This is a genomic window from Neisseria sp. Ec49-e6-T10, from assembly GCF_051132615.1.
Taxonomy (GTDB): Bacteria; Pseudomonadota; Gammaproteobacteria; order Burkholderiales; family Neisseriaceae.
In genome coordinates, this window is sequence record NZ_CP152375.1 from 2,369,017 (window position 1) to 2,388,334 (window position 19,318).

The window sequence follows — 19,318 nt, forward strand, 5'->3', positions numbered from 1 at the left end:
TTTTGTTATCTTATACTTAAGAAACTAATCTCTAAAAGAAGGACTCCAAAAAGCTTGTTTGATCATGGTCAGGCCAGATATACGTTGTATGAGCTCATCTAGATTGGTGCTGTTGGCAGATTCGGTTGTCAAAATTAATTCAATTTCTACTTCGTTTTCTCCAAAAGTGTGAATATCCATATCAGAAATAAAATAATGATTGGCTTTCAATTCCGCTTTTAATAAAGACAGTGCTTCTTTTTGCTGCTCCTTTTCTGTAATCATGTGGATTTCAATGGTTGTTTCAATGGCTTCCATATCAAATGGCCTTCGATTAATAGCGTGAACCACTGGACGTAATAATGTATTGGCCGCTAAAACAAATAGTGTTGCCATAATGGCTTCTAATATCAAATGAGCACCAGCACACGCACCAATTGCAGCAGCGCCCCATAAAGTTGCTGCTGTATTGATTCCTCTTACATTGCCTTCTTCTCGCATAATGACGCCTGCTCCAAGAAAGCCAACGCCAGAGACAACATAAGACACCACACGTGCAACACCTTCTGTACCATAGTTTCCTGCCATATTCACAAATACAGCAGCACCAATTGCGACCAAAACATTGGTACGTAACCCCGCTGTTCGTTGACGATATTGTCGTTCAAATCCAACTAATCCACCTAAAATAAAGGCGGTGATTAAACAAATAAATGTATTAAGTAAGGAGCTTAAGTTTATTAAGAGTATTGCTTTCATATTGCCCTCCTGATTTTTTTAACTTTCAAATTGAATGGGAGGAGAAAATAACCGTAAACAAACGGTTATTTTCCTAAGTTTAGTGAGTAAAGTATTGATTAATACCATTGTCCAAATCGGCGGATATAAATGGTTTTCATCAGTTGAGCAACAATACAATAACTTAATAATGTGGCAATGAGCCAAGGGAAATATGACCAAGGCAATGCTTGTAAACCAACCATAGGCCCTAATGGTGAGAATGGCAAATAAATACCAATGCACATAACCAATATGGTTGCCAAAAGGACAGGCAGTGTCGCTGTACTTTGCACAAATGGTATTTTGCGGGTTCTGAGCATATGCACAACCAATGTTTGTGACAATAAGCCCTCAATAAACCAGCCTGAATGGAATAAAGATTCCATAGCAACACTGGTTGCACCAAATACAAACCACATTAAAGCATAAGTAGAGATATCAAAAATAGAGGATGTTGGTCCAATCCAAATCATAAAGCGACCAATATTAGGTGCATCCCATTTACGAGGTTGACGTAAATACTCTTCATCCACTTTATCCCATGGTAAAGTCATTTGAGATAAATCGTAGAGTAAATTTTGTACCAGTAATTGAATGGTCATCATAGGTAAAAAGGGTAAAAAAGCACTGGCAATTAAAACAGAAAATACGTTACCAAAGTTAGAACTGGCAGTCATATTGAGGTATTTATTGATATTACCAAATGTTTCTCGGCCTTTAATGACACCTTGTTCAAGTACCATTAAGCTTTTTTCCAGCAAAATAATATCGGCTGTTTCTTTGGCAATATCGGTTGCAGTATCTACAGAAATACCCACATCAGCATCTTTTAATGCGGGTGCATCATTAATACCATCACCTAAAAAGCCAACGGTATGTTCATTTGCTTGCAATACTTTGAGAATACGAGATTTTTGCATGGGAGACAGTTTGGCAAACACAGTATTTTGTTCTACTTGTGTAGACAGTTCGGCATCTGTGAGTTGCTCAATATCATTGCCCAGCATAGGGGTACCAACATGAATGCCTACTTCACGACAAATTTTACTGGTAATAATGGCATTGTCTCCTGTGAGAACTTTAATTGAGACGCCATACTCCTGCAAAGCACAAATAGCTGCTTTAGCACTTTCTTTGGGTGGATCTAAGAAAGTTAAAAAACCTTGAATGGTTAGATCACACTCATCAGTATTGTTGTATTGTGGTTTAAGCTGTTCTTTTGTAATCCTTTTAATCCCAAGCATCAATACTCTAAAACCTTCAGTATTGTATTGTTCATTTAAAATAAACAGTTGTTTTTTTCGCTCCTCTGTTAATAAAGCAACACCTTCTTTTTCCTTAATGTGAGTAGAAATACGCATCATTTCTTCTACGGCACCTTTACAAATTAAGACTTGTTGCCCATCGTGTTCGACGATTACAGATAAACGGCGACGTTCAAAATCAAAAGGAAGCTCATCTATTTTTGACCAATTCTCTGGTATGGTGAGTTCTGGATGCTCATTCATATAATGAACAACGGCTTTATCCATTAAATTTTTAACACCGCTTTGATGAAAACTATTTAACCAGGCCAACTGAAAAACTGAGTCATCTGTTTCATCATCCACATTAATATGATGTTGTAAAATAATTTGATCTTGAGTGAGTGTGCCTGTTTTATCTGTACATAAAACATCCATTGCCCCCAAGTTTTGAATAGCATTGAGCCTTTTAACCACTACTTTGTTTTTTGCCATTGCCATCGCACCTTTTGCAAGGTTTGCGCTCACAATCATTGGTAACATTTCTGGGGTGAGGCCTACTGCTACAGCTAATGCAAATAATGCAGCTTCTCCCCAATCTCCTTTAGTGAACCCATTGATTAATAAAACAATAGGAATCATCACCAACATAAAGCGAATTAATAGCCAGCTAACACTATTAACTCCTTTATCAAAAGCAGTTTGTGCTCTAGAACCAACAATTGATTTAGCTAAAGAGCCAAAGTATGTGCGTTCAGCCGTTGCAATCACTACTGCTGTTGCTGTACCACTGACAACATTTGTTCCCATAAAGCAGAACTGATTGAGCGCCAGTAATGAGTGCTCGTTTTTTTCTGAAGAAATATCTTGAGTAGCAGATTTTTGAATAACATGACCCATAGTGTCATATTTTTCAACAGGTAAAGATTCTCCTGTTAAAATTGCTTGGCTAATGAATAAATCTTTTGATTCAATGAGTCGAACATCAGCTGGAACAATATCGCCACTATATAGTTGAATAATATCGCCTGGCACTAAACCTGCAATGGGTACTTCCCTTATTTTGGTGCGCCTGTCTTTTTGAGAACGACGTAAAACAGAAGCTGTCGTTTTTACCATTGATTTTAGTGCCATTGCTGCTTTATTAGAGCGGTATTCTTGCCAAAAACGCAGCAAAGAGCTGATTAAAATCATAGTCGTGATGATGATGACTGCTGTGATATCAGTTGGTTCTTTATGCTGTCGAGGCAGCCAATAATCTGTAATAAAGCTGATGATGGCCAAAATAGCCAATACGTAAATAAAGGGATTATTAAAAGATTTGAGTAGCTGTGTGAAGATAGAAGGGGCTTTTTCATGAGCCACTTCATTGGCGCCATAAATTCTCAAGCGCTCATCAATGTTTCTTAAAAACAAACCATCTTTACTGGTTTGTAAGCGTGCCAAAGTTTCATCCAAATTGATTTTGGCGTGTTCTGCGCAAGAAATATATTTGGGAAAGGCGCTTTGATGAACAATACTGTTTGTATATTGTTTTTTCATGGTTAATACTCCTGATACCCATATCTATTTCACATAGACACGAGTAAGGCACCATGAACTATGGAAAGATGAATAGGTAAGTGGTAATCAAGTAATAAAAATAAAATATTGGTTGACCTAACAAGGTCGTATTACTGGGATCATCGTCCATAGTGGATTCCTTTCAATAGTCAAAAGTAAACTTATCACATATTGAGTATGTGAATAAGTAAGTCACCACAAAAACAGAAAGAAGAAAGAGATCTTCTAGATTTATGCCTTAGCTGTTTAGCAGGCATCCAGAAGTGAATAAGGAAAACTGCTTAGACAGAATATAAAGACATAACCTGATTTTGCAGGCTAGTTATAAAAAAGTATGAGAGCCTCGATGAGGGTTCCATAATGTGCTGTGTTACCTTAAAAATGAAAACGCAGAAATTATAGAATAAAAACATAGATTAAACAATATACTTATTTAAAAGTAAAAATTTAGACGTAAATGAAAGTGTCAATTATATGTTGGTTATTTTATAATTTCTATTAAATAGATAAGAAATTAATGAGGTTAAGAAAAGGAGTTGGTCTGTTTTGATGCTAAATTTAAAACAACACCTATGAAACGTTTTTGATAGTCGTATTTATTCATAATTCCATATAAAACTCTATTTTTTGCCCGAAGAGGGTGTTTTTTTAAATTTTAACTTGAAGTGAAACGCCATCACAGCATTCCCTTTACAACGTATTTTGTCAATAAGGGTAATGGAGTCAATTAAGCTAATAGGTAGTTTTTTATTTTCTACATAGATATATTCAGGTGTAAAGCGTACTTGTTTTAATTTCCCTGTGGATGATTTTTTAATATACAAGATAAATAGAGTCATCGCAGAAGCAGGAAAAAATAACCAAGGAGAAGCTTTATCTGGATCCCCTACAAATAAATTTGCTAAAGAACCAAATGCCATTAATGCAAAGAAAAATGCTATTAAAGAATGCCAAGCTTTATGTCCGCTTGAACTACAACGCCATTCTTTTATAATTTCTTCTACCATATATTTTCAGTTTTGGTTAATTTGTTGTATAGCCCGTCAATAATATGTCTTCTTGTGTTAAAGAATAGGTTGATTCAATTTCTAAGCTACTATTTATTAATGAGTCACTCAAATTTTCCTGAGCATAGAATTGTTGCATGTGTTCAACAGACTCTGCTTGAGAAAGTTCTTCTCCTGTTTGGTTGTGTTGAGCATGTTCTTCCGATATAGAAGAGGGGGGGGCGATTGTTTGCTCTGTTTGGCTCGATTGTTGTTCTGTTTCAGGTGTGACTAAATCGTCAATATCAATATCTTCTGTTTGTTCCACAGGGATTGTGCCACCCACTTGTTTGTTTCTAATAGTCATATAGGCATCTCTCATATAAGCATATGGGTCTAGAGCTGCATCATCAATGCTATCAGTTAAATCAAGAATTTGTTCTCGCTTATCAACTGCTGATACAGCAGCAGCGCCATATACATCATATTTACCATGAAAATATAATTCAGATGGTGCTGGGGCAGCGAAAATAATGGTTGTTCCAATTGAATCTCTTACCGTCGAAGGGCCAAGTAAAGGGTAGACAAAGTAATTACTGTTTTTCCAGCCCCAACTGGCAAAAGTATCTCCTAATGTATTTTTGTTATCAGGCATCTGTGCTTCTCCAGCAATATCAAATATGCCAAAAATACCGAAAGTCGAATTAATCGCCACGCGCATTACATCAATACTGGTTTTTTCTATATCGCCTCTTAATAAGTTACTGCCTGCGCTGTACATATCGCGAAAATTATTGAAAAAGTTAGAAACGCTTTTACGAACAGGCTTAGGTGTGACGAAACGGTACCCTTTAGCAACTGGTTTGAGTACTGCACGGTCAACTTTATCGTTTACTTTAAACATAAAACGATTATAACCTTCGTATGGATCAAGAGGGTTTCTCTCCGCCTGAACACTATTCATACTGCATGCAAATAATATACTGACTGTTAAAATTTTGAGTGATTTATTGTGCATTTTTCTTAGGCTCCATAACAGTACTTAAGTCGTATAATTCGATAAGTAATTGAACAGATCGGGGTAGATTTTTTATTGTAATTGGTCGTTTACGTAAGGCACAGAGTAAAAGAGATACACAGGCTGAATCTGCACGGGTTACTTCACTCAGATCAAGTGTATTGATTTGATCGCTCAAAGCTGCCAACAATTGATTTTCATCGTCTCTTTGAATACTCATTATTGTTAGCTCACCTTGAAGAGCCAATGTATCTGCCTTTACTTGAATATGCATGATTAATTATTGCCTTTGTTGTTTTTATCTTTTAGCTCTTGAATTAATCCATCAATACCTTGTTTTGAAATGGTTTCGTTAAATTGGTTACGGTATACAGTTACCAAACTTGCACCTTCCACACTGACATTATAAACACGATATTTATTACCACTTTGGTACATGGTGTAATCCATTAAAATAGGTTTATTATTGTTGGCTAAAGCCACTTCTGTAGATACTACAATTTCTCGACCATTATTATTCGATTTTGGGTTGTCCTTAACATTCACTTTGGCATTTTTGTATTTCATCATTGTGCCAGAGTAAGTGCGAATAAGCAGTGTTTCAAATTCTTTTGTTAAAGCAGCTTGTTGATCCTTGCTGGCACTACGCCATTCTCTGCCTACAGCCAAAGCACTCATGCGTTGAAAGTCAAAGTAGGGAATAGCATAGTTTTCAGCTTGAGTACGGATTTGGCGAGTGTTTTTACCATTGTCTTTTGCTAAGATATTCAGTACTTGTTGAATATTACCTTTTAGTTGGTTAGCTGCTTCTTGTGGGCCTGCAATTGCAAAACCAATACTTAAAGCACCAATTAACACACCATTTAACCATTTTTTCATTTCGTTTCACCTTTATATATCATTATCAATTGACTGTTTTAGTCTGCATTTTTTTCTGCAACACTGGTCATAAATTTACCAATTAACTGTTCTAATATTAAAGCAGAACTGGTTAAGGTAATTTGGTCACCATTTTGTAACTCTGCTTCTTCAGCACCTTGCACTAGGCCAACATATTGTTCACCCAAAATACCAGAAGTTAAAATTTCGGCTGAAGCGTCTGTACTGAAACGATAGTGTTTGTCCAGTTGAATGTCTACTCTAGCCACAAATTTTTTAGTATCTAAACTGATGTTGGTCACACGTCCAACAACAACACCTGCTGTTTTGACTGGCGCTTTGACTTTTAAGCCACCAATATCTGTAAATTCTGCATAGACAGAATAAGTTTGTGTTGGGGTTTGTGTGGTTAAGTTGGCTACGTTTAATGCTAAAAACACAATAGCAGCGATACCTAAAGCGACAAAAATTCCTACCCAAATTTCTAAAGCATTTCTTTTCATATTAATTTGCCATAAACATAAATGCGGTTAAAATAAAATCTACAGCCAAAATAACCAAGGAGCTGGTGACGACTGTATTTGTGGTGGCACGTAAAACACCCTCTGGTGTTGGTTTACAATGAATACCTTGATAAACAGCAATAAAACTGATGGCTACACCAAAGGCAAAGGCTTTAATAAAACTATTGACGACATCATATGACCAATCAACAGAGCTTTGCATTTGAGACCAAAAAATACCATCATCTAATTTAAGTGCCAATACGCCAATGAGGTAAGAGCCAATAATACCCATTACATTAAAAATAGCCGTTAAAAAGGGCATAGAAAACACACCAGCCCAAAAGCGTGGTCCGACAACACGTGCAATAGGGTTTACTCCCATAATACTCATTGCATCAAGCTGTTCGGTTGTTTTCATCAGGCCAATTTCACTGGTCATAGCGCTGCCAGCACTGCTGGCAAATAATAAAGCAGCCACTACTGGCCCCAATTCACGTAAAATGGATAATGCAACAGCAACCCCCAGTGCATCCGTTGCTTTAAATTTAACCAATAAATTATAACCCTGTAAAGCCAGTACCAGACCAACAAACAACCCAGATACCGCGATAATAATAATGGAAAATACCCCAGAAAAATAAATTTGGCGTATGGTTAAACGGGTTCGTAAAAAACTGGTGGGGGAATGGCGTAAAACGCTCAGGAAGAAAAAAGTAATCCGTCCTAGTAAGGCAAAAAAATTTAAGGTCTTTTGGCCAATTGTTTGGAAAAAATTTAACAGGTAGTTCATTTTATCGATTCCCTTTGCAGTAAATCTTCTGTGAGAGAATGTACATTTGGGAAGCGGTATTCAACTGGTCCATCAGGTAAACCATTAAAAAACTGTTTTACCCAAGGGGAGTTGTCTTGTTTAAATTCAGTGGGTGTACCATCAAATTTAATTTGTCCTTCAGATAAGAAGATGACTTGATCAACAATATCCAGAGATTTGGTTAAATCATGCGTGACCATCACACTGGTTGCTTCTAAAGCCCGGTTAATCCGAGCGATTAAATGAGCAATAACGCCTAACGAAATAGGGTCTAACCCAGTAAAAGGTTCGTCATAGAGCATTAAGCTTGGGTCTAACGCAATGGTTCTTGCTAAAGCAACACGTCTTGCCATACCACCAGATAAATCACTGGGCGTAGATTCTTCAATACCTCGTAATCCGACTGCATTCAGTTTTAATAAAACCAAATCCCTGATCATTTTTTCTGGTAAGTGTGAGTGTTCCCTAATTGGAAAAGCGATGTTTTCAAAGATAGATAAATCGGTGAACAGTGCGCCAAATTGAAAAAGTACCCCCATTTTACGACGATGTTCATAAAGCTCAGTCTCACTAAAACTGGCTAAATCTTTACCATTAATTAAAACTTGCCCTGACTTAGGTTGTAATTGACGAGAAATAAGACGTAATACAGTGGTTTTTCCACTGCCCGAACCACCCATAATGGCCACAAAACGACCCTGCTCAATAGAAATATTGAGGTCTTTTAAAATTGGACGATCAGAGTAAGCAAAGTGTACATGCCGAAACTCAATAAAAGGTGTATTCATAACATTCTTAAATTAATAACTCTTCATAGTAACTGTTTTAGAAAGGTTATTCAACTTGTGTATCATTTTCCTATGTTTTATTGGTAAATAAAAACATACTTAAATCAGTAAAGACATTTGATTTTTTTTATGGTCAGTTTATTTAAATCTGTTTGTGCCTACGTGCTTAAATAAAATGTATAATGTTTTCTTTTTCCAGAAGCTTGATTTAAGTATGCATGTCAGTGATTTTGATTTTAATTTACCAGAAGAGTTAATTGCACAGTATCCACCAGAAAAAAGAGGGGATAGCCAGTTACTTGTAGCAAAGCAACAACATATTATTGACACACAATTTGTCAATATTATTGATTTTGTCTCAGAAGGGGATTTATTGGTTTTTAACGATACTAAAGTCATTAAAGCGCGTTTATTTGGGCAAAAGGAGTCTGGTGGCAAAGTTGAGGTCTTGGTTGAACGGGTTTTGGATGATCATACCGTATTAGCACATGTTAGAGCTTCTAAATCACCGAAACAGAACAGTAAAATTTTATTTGAGCACAATATTTGTGCTGTGATGCTTGGACGACAAGATGCACTTTTTCTTTTGCGATTTGAAAACACCCCAAATATATGGGCTATTTTAGAGCAAATAGGCCATATGCCTTTGCCACCTTATATAGAACGTTCAGATGATGAGGCCGATTTAGGTCGTTATCAAACAGTGTATGCTAAATATGAAGGTGCCATAGCAGCCCCAACAGCAGGTTTGCACTTTACAGATGATATTTTAACGCGGTTAAAAAATAAAGGTGTACGTTTGGCGTATGTTACTTTACATGTTGGTGCTGGGACTTTTCAACCTGTCAAGGTGGACAATATTGCCGATCATGTGATGCACAGTGAGTGGTTTAATATTTCAGATGAAACAGTTGTGGCTATAGAACAAACCAAAAAAAACAATAAAAATGTGTGGGCTGTTGGCACAACCACTTTACGTGCATTAGAGTCCGCTGCGACTTCGGGTATATTAAAAGCAGGCAGTCAAGATACCAATATATTTATTACCCCAGGGTTTCAATTTAAAGTAGTTGATGTGCTGGTGACAAATTTTCATTTGCCTAAATCAACTTTATTGATGTTGGTGAGTGCTTTTTCAGGTTTTGAGTTTATTAAAAACGTTTATCAACACGCTATTGAGCACAGATATCGTTTTTTCAGTTATGGAGATGCCATGTTATTGTGGCGTAAAAAATCATGATACATCCAGAAGAAATCCGTTTGAATAAAGATAAAAAAGCATTAAAGCTGGTTTATCAAGATAAAGAGTATATTCTTGAGGCAGAGTTTTTAAGGGTACTTTCACCAAGTGCAGAGGTCAGAGGGCATGGTGTAGGGGATGAAACGTTACAGACAGGCAAAAAAAATGTTCTGATTAATAATATCGAAATGGTCGGGCAGTATGCTTTAAAAATCATTTTTGATGACGGACATGATAGTGGCCTTTATACTTGGGATTATTTATATCAACTGTCTACCAATCAGCAAAAGCTGTGGCAGGAATACCTGCAAAAGTTAGTACAAGAGAATGCTTCTAGGGAGCCGTAAATGGACGAGAATAAAACACATTTTGGGTTTAAAACCATTGGTGAGAGTGAAAAAGCACATAAAGTGGCTGAAGTTTTCCATTCAGTTGCAAAAAAATATGACATTATGAATGATCTAATGTCTGGTGGGCTGCACAGAGTATGGAAACATTTTACCTTAAGCACAGCTCCAGTAAAAAAAGGTCATAAAGTTTTAGATATTGCAGGTGGAACGGGTGATTTAGCAAAAGGCTGGGCCAAAAAAGTAGGTAAAGAGGGTGAGGTTTGGTTAACCGATATTAATTCTTCAATGCTAACAGTCGGTCGAGATCGCTTATTGGATGAGGGAATCATTTTACCTGTTTCTTTGGCCGATGCTGAAAAACTACCTTTTCCTGATCATTATTTTGATGTGGTTTCTGTTGCTTTTGGATTGCGCAATATGACTCATAAAGATAATGCCTTAAAAGAAATGTATCGAGTATTAAAACCAGGTGGGGCTTTGCTTGTATTAGAATTTTCTAAGATATATAAACCATTGGCACCGGCATATGATTTTTACTCATTTAAAGTTTTACCTATGATGGGAAAATTTGTTGCTAAAGATGCAGATAGTTACCAGTATTTAGCCGAGTCTATCCGTATGCATCCAGATCAGGAAACACTAAAAAAAATAATGCATGATGCAGGTTTTGATAAAGTTGATTATCATAATTTAAGTGGCGGGATTGTTGCTTTGCACAAAGGTGTTAAATTTTAAATAGGTTTAGAAAAATGCTTTATTTGGGTGTAATGAATCACTTAATCCATCAGTCAGATGACATTAGGCAGAGCCTGCAAAATTATCATGGGCATTTTTTGATGATCAGTTTAGCTGGACAAAATATACAAGCACTCATTAAGGAAGATGGTTTTTTAGCAAAATCATCTCAAGAGCCAGAAGTTGTGATTACTTTAAAGCAAAGTGCATTACTGAAAGTTGCACAAAAACAAATACCAGGTGTGGCAGATGTGCATATACAAGGAAATCACCATTTGGGGCTGGCCTTATTACCTTTATTGGGTGCGCTTCAATATCATCCAGAAGATGATTTAATCAGACTGTTTGGAGATGATTTGGGTGCTGTAATTGCCAACCGTTTATTTCGTTGTGCCAAAAATTTTTCTGAATTAAAACAAAGAGTAGTAGAGCAAATAACGGATTATGCTTATGAAGAGCATGCTCCTTTTGTGCATCATAAACATTTAGAACAATTAACCGAACACATAGAAACATTACGTGATGATGTCGCCAGATTACAGGCAAGAGTCAATAAATTAAATCAAGATAAAGCATAATAATATGAAGTGGATTACCCGTTTTTTTACCATCAGCTATGTTGTATATCGATTTGGCTTGGTTGATTTAGTTAGGCACAATAAACACTGTAAAGGATTTTTGGCCTTTATTGTTTATTTTATTCCACGTTCGGCAAAAAGTAAGAAATTACCTTTACCCATGCGGGTACGTTTAAGTTTAGAAAGTTTGGGGCCTGTATTTGTTAAGTTTGGGCAAGTGTTGTCAACCAGACGAGATTTACTTTCAGATGATTATGCAGAAGAGTTAGTCAAATTACAGGATAAGGTGCCGCCATTTTCTGGTGAGTTAGCCAAACAAATTATAGAGAAATCTTTAAAGTCTTCCATTGATGAGGTTTATGTTGACTTTAATCCAGAACCTGTTGCCAGTGCCTCTGTGGCACAAGTACATCAGGCTTATTTAAAACAGCAAGATGGCACTCGTGGCGAAAAAGTTGCAATTAAGGTCTTGCGTCCGAATATTCTTTCTGTAATTGAACAAGATTTATCATTAATGCGGATTTTGGCTTTTATTGTATCCAAACTGTTTTATGATGGCAGAAGGCTACGTCCACGAGAAGTTGTGGATGAGTTTGATAAATACTTACATGATGAGTTAGATTTAATGCATGAAGCTGCCAATGCCAGCCAAATTGGGCGTCAATTTGCTCAAAGCACAATGTTGATTATTCCAAAGGTACACTATGAATTAACCACAAAGGAAGTCTTAACCTTACAATGGATGGAAGGCACGCCTATTTCAGATATTCAAAACCTTGTACAAAAAGGCATTGATTTAAAGAAACTGGCTGTAATGGGCGTGGAAATCTTTTTTACTCAAGTGTTTCAGAATGGTTTTTTTCATGCTGATATGCATCCGGGGAATATTTTTATTGCAGACGACGGGCGTTATATTGCGTTAGATTTTGGGATTGTGGGTAGTTTAACAGATTACGACAAACGTTATTTAGCCATTAACTTTTTGGCCTTTTTTAACCGAGATTACCATAGAGTTGCAACTGCTCATATTGAATCGGGTTGGGTACCAGAAGGAACCAGAGCAGAAGAGTTAGAAGCTGCTGTTCGGACCGTATGTGAACCTATATTCAATAAACCTTTATCAGAAATTTCATTTGGATTGGTGTTAATGAGATTGTTTGATGTAAGTCGCCGTTTTAACATCGAAGTACAACCTCAACTGGTTCTATTACAAAAAACTTTACTGAATATTGAAGGGTTAGGGCGTCAGCTTGACCCTGATTTAGATTTATGGGCAACCGCTAAGCCATTTTTAGTTAAATGGACAAATGAGCAAATTGGTCTTAAAGGATTTTGGCAAAATTTAAAACGAGAGGCGCCTGATTGGGCAAAAATACTCCCCAGCTTACCTCGTAAGGTAAATCAACTTTTTGATGATCAAAAACATCAAAATCTTATTGAAGGTTATAAAATTCTGTTGCATACACAAAAAAGGCAAACCTTTTGGTTAGGTTTTATCTCAATCATGTTGTTTTTACTACTAATCAAACAAATTTTTCAGTTTTGACAAAATATAAATTGAATGAAAGCACAGAATTTTTTATTGTGTGGTTTTAAAGCTGTGTGTCAGTACATATAAAATAATTGAAATAGGCTTATTCCTTTGCAAAGAAAGTTAAATCTGTTATCGTGTGAGCCCATTAAAAATCAAAATGAATCAATTTAGTTCGGAGGAACCTACTTGTATTGATCACTATATCTAGTATGAACAATACAAGTGAATATAATATGCAAGCTCCCTTAGCTCAAACAAATATAGTGGTTAGAATAGGACGTTTTTTACATTTATTTGGACTAGTCCTGTTAGGGTTTGGGATTCTGAATTTTTGTTTTCCATTTATTAATCAAGACAAACGCTATGACCACATAAAAAGATGGTCTAAAAAAGTCATGAAATCGCTGAATTTTACTGTTATTGCGAAGGGGAGTATTCCAGAAGATTATGGTAATTTATTGGTGATGGCCAACCATGTTTCTTGGTTAGATATTTTTGCATTAAACAGTGAACATGCTGTTTGTTTTGTGGCCAAGCAAGAAATCAGAAAATGGCCTATGTTGGGTAGAATGGTGGCCCAAGCAGGTACCGTATTTATTAACCGTAATGACCGAAAAGATGCAGTGAGAATCAGTGAAAATGTTGCTAAACGTTTAGAAGAACAACGCGCAGTCGCTGTTTTTCCAGAGTCTACAACTACTGATGGTTTTAGTTTACTTCCTTTAAAAGCAGCTTTATTTGAGTCTGTTTTGTTATCTAAAGGGCAGATACAACCTTTGGCTTTATTATATTATGATGAGCTGGGACAGCGTAGCACTTTACCTTCTTATGTTGGAGAAACATCATTATTTGAGTCATTATTTGTCATTTTGAAGATGAGAAATGCTAAAGTAGAATTAGTATTTTGTGACAGAGTGACACCTGAATCAGAAGATGATCGATTTACCTTGTGTCAAAAAACGCAGGCCTTATTAGAGGCTGAGATTGTAAAGGGATTAGCAAAAAACTAATCCAGCGTATTGTATTCATATATATTTTAAAAAATTTCTTATTGGTGATATTCTATTGCCATCAGAAACAAAAAAAGTTTTTGATGGTGTGTTATTGTTTATGATCCATTGGGAGAATGAAGATGAGTAAAACCAAAAAAATTTCAAAAGATCAATTAGATAAAAATAAAGAAAAAAAGAAAAAAAACAAAGTAATCAAAAAAATAGTCAAACAATTGAATCAATATGATAGTGCAACACTAATCAAAATAAAAAAACATATGCAGTATAAGTCATCAAAAATACATAAATTAAAATAATAATCAATGGGCTAGAAAATAATTCTGAACCCTTTTAATTTCTTAAGTTTTTATTATTTTCTGATATCAAAATAAATGTTATAGTGTTATTTTTAGATGTTTTAATTACTTACATAATATAAATAACATCAACATTTTAGTGTTTTGATAGACATAAGGTTGAAAATAGTGGATATGATAAAAAATTGCCCTGAGTGTTGTTCGCAAATTAGTCAGGCGGCTATGGTTTGTCCTGTATGTACTCAGCGAATTGTGGGCAAGTCTTGCCCAGACTGTTTGACTTTGAGCCCTCAAGAAGCAAAGGTTTGTCGTTTTTGCCAGCATAAATTTCGAGCGGTGAATCAAAAAATGAGTTTTAAACCTTTTCAGGTCAAAGCTGATTCTCTTGCAACTTTATTAATACGTTGGCGTTTTTTTCCTCAAAAAGCAGAGTTTAACGCGGATAAACTGATCATCACCAGTTATGGCTTGTTTGGTTTAACTTCTCATGATGAAGAAATTCCTTGGGAAAAGGTCGCTGGATTTACCCATCATTCAGGGTTGTTTTGGGACTATATCAGTATTGAAACAAGAGGGCAGTCAGCAGCAATTATAAACTGCCTCAATAAACAAAATGCTTCTCGTATTCGTAGTGTTTTACAAGCATTAGAGCGGTAGTTTAAAAATATATCGTGGTTTAGGATTTTAATTTGTATCTATTTTTACAAAAAAGCAGGCTTTTTTAAGCTTGCTTTTTTTATGATGATTCAAAAAAAGAGGATGACTTTATGATTACATAAAGTTAAGGGTTTTTTGCCATCGTTGTATTTTCAAGAGCATAGATAAATTGAGTAAATGCTTCAAAACCTTGGTCTATATCTTCTTTTAAGTTTTTTCTGGTTTGTTCATCAAAATGAATTGTATCAAACAATTTTTCCTCACTGCCCATTGTATGACCAGTTTCATGTGCAAGGTGTGTTTGTCCACAGAATTTTAAATCGATGGCTTCTTGTTGTTTTATTTCTAAAGCAATTGGTGCTAAAGCTTGAAACATCACATTTCCTGTTGCTTCCATGACTTCTATCATCACCAAACGTTGTTGTGCTGTAGTATGTGCAATAAGTCCAATTAAGGTATAGGTTAATTGCCTCACTGCAGCAGAATCGGGTGACCAAATTGAGACCAAATGGTCAGCAAGTGTGGAGGTTTGGTCTAATTTCAATGTTTCCAGATCATGTATAAACCATTGCCAGTGGTTCTCATCTTCAGCGGCATGTATGTTTACCGCTTGTTCAAATTCGTTTTTAGGTGCTGGAAATTTAAGTACGTATTTATTTAGGTCAGCAAAGCTCATAATAAAATGTGACATTGTTGGTAAAAAGCACAATTTATTTTTGGGTGATATAGAGGGATTTTTTAATTGCTGAAAAAAGGATAAATGAGAAAATTGTTTCTTCTGATTATGGATATATTGCATAATTTCATTCATTTTTGTGTTCTTCCTTTTTGGTCTTAAGTTATTTATATACATTGTAAGAAAAACACTATTCTTAATGAAAATACCTATTTTTTGTTATATATTTTTAAATTTAATTGATATATATATTTTATATATATAAATTCATATAAATAAATTTATTTGAAATAATAAAGTGTTAAAGAGGATATTAACCTTTTTTATGAGTGTTACCAGACGGATGCTGTTTCGTAAAGCAGAATAAAACCAAATTATTGCTGTTTTTGCAAAAATCTTCTGCATTTATTAACCTTTTTCTATCATAATATATTTAAGATAATACTGGTACCAAATAAACGAAATTGATAAGGAGAAATACAATGGCTATTCCTGTATTTGGGTTAGGTACTTTTCGTCTAAAAGACGATGTCGTGACTTCATCAGTTAAAACTGCGCTGGAATTAGGCTATCGAGCGATTGATACAGCACAAATTTATGATAACGAAGCGGCTATAGGTCAAGTAATCGCCAATAGTGGTGTCGCACGCAACGATCTATACATCACAACTAAAATTTGGACAGAGAATTTAAGTAAAGACAAACTCATTCCAAGTTTAAAAGAGAGCTTAAAAAAGCTGCAAACAGATTATGTTGACTTGACCTTAATCCATTGGCCATCACCTAATGATGCTGTTCCAGTTGAGGAGTATATGCAAGCATTATTGGAGGCAAAAAAACAAGGGCTTACACGTGAAATTGGGGTGTCTAACTTTACGATTGCATTAATGGATAAAGCAATTGCTACAGTTGGTGCAGCAAATATTGCCACAAATCAAATTGAGTTATCTCCTTATTTGCAAAATCGCCAAGTGGTTGATTGGGCAAGGCAACACGGTATTCATATTACCTCTTACATGACTTTAGCTTATGGTAAAGCTTTAACAGATAATGTGATTATGAGGATTGCGCAAAAACACCATGCAACGCCTGCACAAGTCATTTTGGCATGGGCAATGGGTGAGGGATATTCTGTTATTCCATCTTCAACCAAACGCGAAAATTTGGCAAGTAACTTACTTGCAGTTGATTTGCACCTAGATGAAGAAGATAAAAAAGCAATTGCTGCACTTGAATGTAATGATCGCCTTGTTAATCCAGAAGGATTGGCACCTGTTTGGGATTAATATCTTCAATCACACGGAAGCGTTAAGTTACCCGTGTGATTGCTTTGTATGTTCACTTAAAAAGTCAATAAATGCCCGAATCCTTGGGCTAACAACCTTATCGCTATAATAAACGGCACTAAAAGGCATTTGAACAGGCAAAATTTTGTCTGTTAGCAATTCAATAAGTGTCCCTTGTTTAATTTCTTGATCCACCATATAGTCTGATAAGCAAGCAATACCATTGCCTCTTAGACAAAGCTGTTTTAACGTTTCACCACTATTAGATGAAAGTCCCACGTTAATTTCGTGCAGTTGACCATCGTGGCATGCTATTGGCCAAGTATTTAATGATACTGGTTCCGTAAAACCCAAACAGGTATGGTCTTTGAGATCCTCTACGGTTTCAGGTTGGCCATATTGCTTGACATAGTCGGGTGAGGCAACAATTTTGCGGTAACTGATGAATAGTGAACGCGCTCGTAAACTTGAGTCAGTGAGTGTACCTGCTCGTATGGCAATATCTACTTTGCGTTCAATAAGATTAATAAACGTTTCGGAGGTAACTAATGATAAATTCATCTGTGGATAACGCTTTAGAAAGGATTGAACTAATGGGGTGAGAATATGCAAAATAACAGGTGTTGCTGCATCAATGCGTAACAGCCCTTTAGGCGTGTGTTGAGCTTGCATAAGTTCATTTTCAGCCGCAGCCATTTCCTGTAGAACAAATTGAACTCGGCGAAAATAAAGTTCGCCTTCTTCAGTTAAATTCAACTGGCGTGTTGTGCGATTAAGTAGACTGACGCCTAATTTTAGCTCCAGTTTCTTAATGGCGCGGCTTACGGCTGAATTGGCTTGCCCTAATTGTTCTGCTGCACGACTAAAACTACCACTTTCTACGACTGCTACAAAAATGGCGATTTCTTCTGATGTTGCTTTCATTGTTGCTCCTAAAGCAAAAATATATTGAGATTTTGGCTATTTTTGTTATCGTACCACCTGTGCATAATATCTGTCATCTTATATGATGATTATGGAGTGTTGATTATGCCTTTAGCGTTACTTGCTTTAACAATTAGTGCCTTTGCCATTGGCACAACGGAGTTTGTTATTGTTGGATTGGTACCCACCATTGCAGAACAATTATCGGTTTCTTTGCCCTCTGCTGGATTACTGGTTTCCATTTATGCAATGGGGGTTGCTGTTGGTGCGCCAGTGCTGACTTCCCTGACAGTTAAATTTCCACGAAAACAACTTTTATTGGCACTGATGGTCTTGTTTACCATAGGCAATCTTCTTGCATGGCAAGCCCCAAATTATACTATTTTAGTCATTGCTCGCTTATTAACAGGATTGGCACATGGGGTCTTTTTCTCAATTGGTTCAACGATAGCAACCAGTTTGGTTCCTAAAGATAAAGCCGCTTCGGCAATAGCGATTATGTTTGGTGGGTTGACTGTCGCTTTAGTCACAGGCGTGCCATTAGGAACCTTCATTGGTCAATATTTTGGTTGGAGAGAAACGTTTCTTGCAGTTTCTTTATTGGGAGTTATCGCTTTAGTCAGCAGTTTTATTTTGTTACCAAATAATATTTCTGGACGCAACAATACTCATTTACGGGATATGTTAGAGGTTTTAACACATCCACGTTTACTGATGATTTATGCTATTACCGCTCTTGGTTATGGGGGCGTGTTTACCACCTTTACTTTTTTAGCCCCTATGATGCAAAATCAGGCAGGGTTTTCAGCAAATGCTGTTGGTTGGATTTTATTAGGGTATGGAGTGGCTGTTGCATTGGGTAATATTTGGGGCGGTAAATTAGCCGATAAACATGGTGCAGTTGCCGCATTGACATTTATTTTTGCTGCATTGGCTGTGTTGCTGTTTATCTTTCAGTTTACCGCTTCAATGCATTATCCAGCTTTAATAACTGTTCTGGTAATAGGCGTGTTTGCCTTTGGCAATGTGCCAGGTCTTCAAGTATATGTTGTACAAAAAGCGGAAATTTATACACCTAATGCGGTGGATATTGCATCGGGATTAAATATTGCTGCATTCAATATAGGTATTGCCCTAGGATCAATTATTGGTGGGCAGACTGTTGAACATTATGGTTTGGCACAAACACCTTGGATTGGTGCCGTTATTGTGTTGTTTGCTTTGCTTTTAATTTATATGAGTGGACGTTTAGATAAACATACGAACAAGAAAGCATTTGCTCATGTTATAACAGATAATTAAATAAAGTAAATAACAATAAACCAGCCTAAAATAGCTGGTTTATTGTTATTTGGAGTCAGAAACTAGCCACCATGGGTATCATAAAAAGTGTGAAGTATAGAATATTATTTTTATATATTAATTTTTTACTAAATTTTTTTAGAGTAAAATTTCTATTTATTTTTAAATTGTGT

The 19,318-nt window shown here is 36.0% G+C and carries 20 protein-coding genes and 1 pseudogene; 10 read left to right on the forward strand and 11 right to left on the reverse strand.

Annotated features, from left to right (window positions below):
* Window positions 1-24: 24 nt before the first annotated feature.
* The 9 genes and pseudogenes from AADH04_RS11795 to AADH04_RS11835 form a co-directional block, all read right to left on the reverse strand.
* Window positions 25-738 carry an MgtC/SapB family protein gene (locus AADH04_RS11795; protein WP_434777473.1) on the reverse strand — a complete coding sequence of 238 codons (714 nt, stop codon included), beginning with the start codon at window positions 736-738 and terminating at the stop codon, window positions 25-27.
* Between the two features lie 98 nt (window positions 739-836).
* Window positions 837-3,545: a magnesium-translocating P-type ATPase gene (mgtA, locus tag AADH04_RS11800; protein ID WP_434777474.1), complete on the reverse strand. Its 2,709-nt coding sequence runs from the start codon at window positions 3,543-3,545 to the stop codon at window positions 837-839.
* 641 nt (window positions 3,546-4,186) lie between these two features.
* Window positions 4,187-4,573: a hypothetical protein gene (locus tag AADH04_RS11805; protein WP_434777475.1), complete on the reverse strand. Its 387-nt coding sequence runs from the start codon at window positions 4,571-4,573 to the stop codon at window positions 4,187-4,189.
* A 187-nt stretch (window positions 4,574-4,760) separates the two neighbouring features.
* A pseudogene (locus AADH04_RS11810) lies at window positions 4,761-5,516 on the reverse strand (MlaA family lipoprotein); the annotation flags it as partial.
* Between the two features lie 43 nt (window positions 5,517-5,559).
* Entirely contained in the window at window positions 5,560-5,844 is a 285-nt protein-coding gene (locus tag AADH04_RS11815; RefSeq protein WP_434777476.1) for an STAS domain-containing protein, read from the reverse strand.
* Between the two features lie 2 nt (window positions 5,845-5,846).
* Window positions 5,847-6,449 carry an MlaC/ttg2D family ABC transporter substrate-binding protein gene (locus tag AADH04_RS11820; protein ID WP_434777477.1) on the reverse strand — a complete coding sequence of 201 codons (603 nt, stop codon included), beginning with the start codon at window positions 6,447-6,449 and terminating at the stop codon, window positions 5,847-5,849.
* Between the two features lie 38 nt (window positions 6,450-6,487).
* On the reverse strand, window positions 6,488-6,952 hold the full coding sequence (mlaD, locus tag AADH04_RS11825) for an outer membrane lipid asymmetry maintenance protein MlaD (RefSeq protein WP_434777478.1): 465 nt from the start codon (window positions 6,950-6,952) through the stop codon (window positions 6,488-6,490).
* A gap of 1 nt (window position 6,953) precedes the next feature.
* Window positions 6,954-7,745 carry a lipid asymmetry maintenance ABC transporter permease subunit MlaE gene (gene mlaE, locus AADH04_RS11830; protein WP_434777479.1) on the reverse strand — a complete coding sequence of 264 codons (792 nt, stop codon included), beginning with the start codon at window positions 7,743-7,745 and terminating at the stop codon, window positions 6,954-6,956.
* Window positions 7,742-8,554, reverse strand: a complete 813-nt coding sequence (locus AADH04_RS11835; RefSeq protein WP_434777480.1) for an ABC transporter ATP-binding protein — start codon at window positions 8,552-8,554, stop codon at window positions 7,742-7,744. Before AADH04_RS11835 ends, mlaE begins: the two co-directional genes overlap by 4 nt.
* A 214-nt stretch (window positions 8,555-8,768) precedes the next feature.
* Here AADH04_RS11835 and queA point away from each other — a divergent pair, with 214 nt between their 5' ends.
* From queA to AADH04_RS11875, 8 genes are all read left to right on the forward strand, one after another.
* Window positions 8,769-9,794, forward strand: a complete 1,026-nt coding sequence (gene queA, locus AADH04_RS11840; RefSeq protein WP_434779844.1) for a tRNA preQ1(34) S-adenosylmethionine ribosyltransferase-isomerase QueA — start codon at window positions 8,769-8,771, stop codon at window positions 9,792-9,794.
* Entirely contained in the window at window positions 9,791-10,141 is a 351-nt protein-coding gene (locus tag AADH04_RS11845; RefSeq protein ID WP_434777481.1) for a gamma-butyrobetaine hydroxylase-like domain-containing protein, read from the forward strand. The genes queA and AADH04_RS11845 overlap by 4 nt, the downstream gene beginning before the upstream one ends.
* Complete coding sequence (gene ubiE / locus AADH04_RS11850; protein ID WP_434777482.1) at window positions 10,142-10,879, forward strand: bifunctional demethylmenaquinone methyltransferase/2-methoxy-6-polyprenyl-1,4-benzoquinol methylase UbiE; 738 nt, start codon at window positions 10,142-10,144, stop codon at window positions 10,877-10,879.
* Window positions 10,880-10,911: 32 nt separating this feature from the next.
* Window positions 10,912-11,457: a hypothetical protein gene (locus tag AADH04_RS11855; RefSeq protein WP_434777483.1), complete on the forward strand. Its 546-nt coding sequence runs from the start codon at window positions 10,912-10,914 to the stop codon at window positions 11,455-11,457.
* Window positions 11,458-11,461: 4 nt separating this feature from the next.
* On the forward strand, window positions 11,462-13,003 hold the full coding sequence (gene ubiB / locus AADH04_RS11860) for a ubiquinone biosynthesis regulatory protein kinase UbiB (protein WP_434777484.1): 1,542 nt from the start codon (window positions 11,462-11,464) through the stop codon (window positions 13,001-13,003).
* A gap of 221 nt (window positions 13,004-13,224) precedes the next feature.
* The gene (locus tag AADH04_RS11865; protein WP_434777485.1) at window positions 13,225-14,001 is read left to right on the forward strand and encodes a lysophospholipid acyltransferase family protein; all 777 of its coding nucleotides are present in this window, start codon (window positions 13,225-13,227) and stop codon (window positions 13,999-14,001) included.
* A 122-nt stretch (window positions 14,002-14,123) separates the two neighbouring features.
* Complete coding sequence (locus tag AADH04_RS11870) at window positions 14,124-14,300, forward strand: hypothetical protein (protein WP_434777486.1); 177 nt, start codon at window positions 14,124-14,126, stop codon at window positions 14,298-14,300.
* Window positions 14,301-14,474: 174 nt separating this feature from the next.
* Complete coding sequence (locus AADH04_RS11875) at window positions 14,475-14,957, forward strand: PH domain-containing protein (protein ID WP_434779845.1); 483 nt, start codon at window positions 14,475-14,477, stop codon at window positions 14,955-14,957.
* Between the two features lie 124 nt (window positions 14,958-15,081).
* Here the strand turns inward: AADH04_RS11875 and AADH04_RS11880 are convergent, their stop codons facing one another.
* Window positions 15,082-15,768: a hypothetical protein gene (locus AADH04_RS11880; protein WP_434777487.1), complete on the reverse strand. Its 687-nt coding sequence runs from the start codon at window positions 15,766-15,768 to the stop codon at window positions 15,082-15,084.
* 347 nt (window positions 15,769-16,115) lie between these two features.
* Between AADH04_RS11880 and dkgB the strand changes: the two genes are divergently transcribed.
* A complete protein-coding gene (gene dkgB / locus AADH04_RS11885; RefSeq protein WP_434777488.1) occupies window positions 16,116-16,919 on the forward strand; it encodes a 2,5-didehydrogluconate reductase DkgB in 804 nt (267 codons plus the stop codon).
* A gap of 27 nt (window positions 16,920-16,946) precedes the next feature.
* Here the strand turns inward: dkgB and yafC are convergent, their stop codons facing one another.
* Window positions 16,947-17,843, reverse strand: a complete 897-nt coding sequence (gene yafC, locus AADH04_RS11890) for a DNA-binding transcriptional regulator YafC (protein ID WP_434777489.1) — start codon at window positions 17,841-17,843, stop codon at window positions 16,947-16,949.
* A gap of 105 nt (window positions 17,844-17,948) precedes the next feature.
* Between yafC and AADH04_RS11895 the strand changes: the two genes are divergently transcribed.
* Window positions 17,949-19,145: an MFS transporter gene (locus AADH04_RS11895; protein WP_434777490.1), complete on the forward strand. Its 1,197-nt coding sequence runs from the start codon at window positions 17,949-17,951 to the stop codon at window positions 19,143-19,145.
* The last annotated feature ends 173 nt before the right edge of the window (window positions 19,146-19,318 follow it).

Coding starts and splice junctions, on each gene's coding strand:
- mlaD (WP_434777478.1), bottom strand. CDS start 6,952: ATGAAAAGAAATGCTTTAGAAATTTGGGTAGGAATTTTTGTCGCTTTA.
- ubiE (WP_434777482.1), top strand. CDS start 10,142: ATGGACGAGAATAAAACACATTTTGGGTTTAAAACCATTGGTGAGAGT.
- AADH04_RS11880 (WP_434777487.1), bottom strand. CDS start 15,768: ATGAATGAAATTATGCAATATATCCATAATCAGAAGAAACAATTTTCT.
- AADH04_RS11895 (WP_434777490.1), top strand. CDS start 17,949: ATGCCTTTAGCGTTACTTGCTTTAACAATTAGTGCCTTTGCCATTGGC.
- AADH04_RS11795 (WP_434777473.1), bottom strand. CDS start 738: ATGAAAGCAATACTCTTAATAAACTTAAGCTCCTTACTTAATACATTT.
- mlaE (WP_434777479.1), bottom strand. CDS start 7,745: ATGAACTACCTGTTAAATTTTTTCCAAACAATTGGCCAAAAGACCTTA.
- queA (WP_434779844.1), top strand. CDS start 8,769: ATGCATGTCAGTGATTTTGATTTTAATTTACCAGAAGAGTTAATTGCA.
- AADH04_RS11855 (WP_434777483.1), top strand. CDS start 10,912: ATGAATCACTTAATCCATCAGTCAGATGACATTAGGCAGAGCCTGCAA.
- AADH04_RS11835 (WP_434777480.1), bottom strand. CDS start 8,554: ATGAATACACCTTTTATTGAGTTTCGGCATGTACACTTTGCTTACTCT.
- AADH04_RS11845 (WP_434777481.1), top strand. CDS start 9,791: ATGATACATCCAGAAGAAATCCGTTTGAATAAAGATAAAAAAGCATTA.
- AADH04_RS11870 (WP_434777486.1), top strand. CDS start 14,124: ATGAGTAAAACCAAAAAAATTTCAAAAGATCAATTAGATAAAAATAAA.
- ubiB (WP_434777484.1), top strand. CDS start 11,462: ATGAAGTGGATTACCCGTTTTTTTACCATCAGCTATGTTGTATATCGA.
- AADH04_RS11815 (WP_434777476.1), bottom strand. CDS start 5,844: ATGCATATTCAAGTAAAGGCAGATACATTGGCTCTTCAAGGTGAGCTA.
- yafC (WP_434777489.1), bottom strand. CDS start 17,843: ATGAAAGCAACATCAGAAGAAATCGCCATTTTTGTAGCAGTCGTAGAA.
- AADH04_RS11865 (WP_434777485.1), top strand. CDS start 13,225: ATGCAAGCTCCCTTAGCTCAAACAAATATAGTGGTTAGAATAGGACGT.
- AADH04_RS11805 (WP_434777475.1), bottom strand. CDS start 4,573: ATGGTAGAAGAAATTATAAAAGAATGGCGTTGTAGTTCAAGCGGACAT.
- AADH04_RS11820 (WP_434777477.1), bottom strand. CDS start 6,449: ATGAAAAAATGGTTAAATGGTGTGTTAATTGGTGCTTTAAGTATTGGT.
- mgtA (WP_434777474.1), bottom strand. CDS start 3,545: ATGAAAAAACAATATACAAACAGTATTGTTCATCAAAGCGCCTTTCCC.
- dkgB (WP_434777488.1), top strand. CDS start 16,116: ATGGCTATTCCTGTATTTGGGTTAGGTACTTTTCGTCTAAAAGACGAT.
- AADH04_RS11875 (WP_434779845.1), top strand. CDS start 14,475: ATGATAAAAAATTGCCCTGAGTGTTGTTCGCAAATTAGTCAGGCGGCT.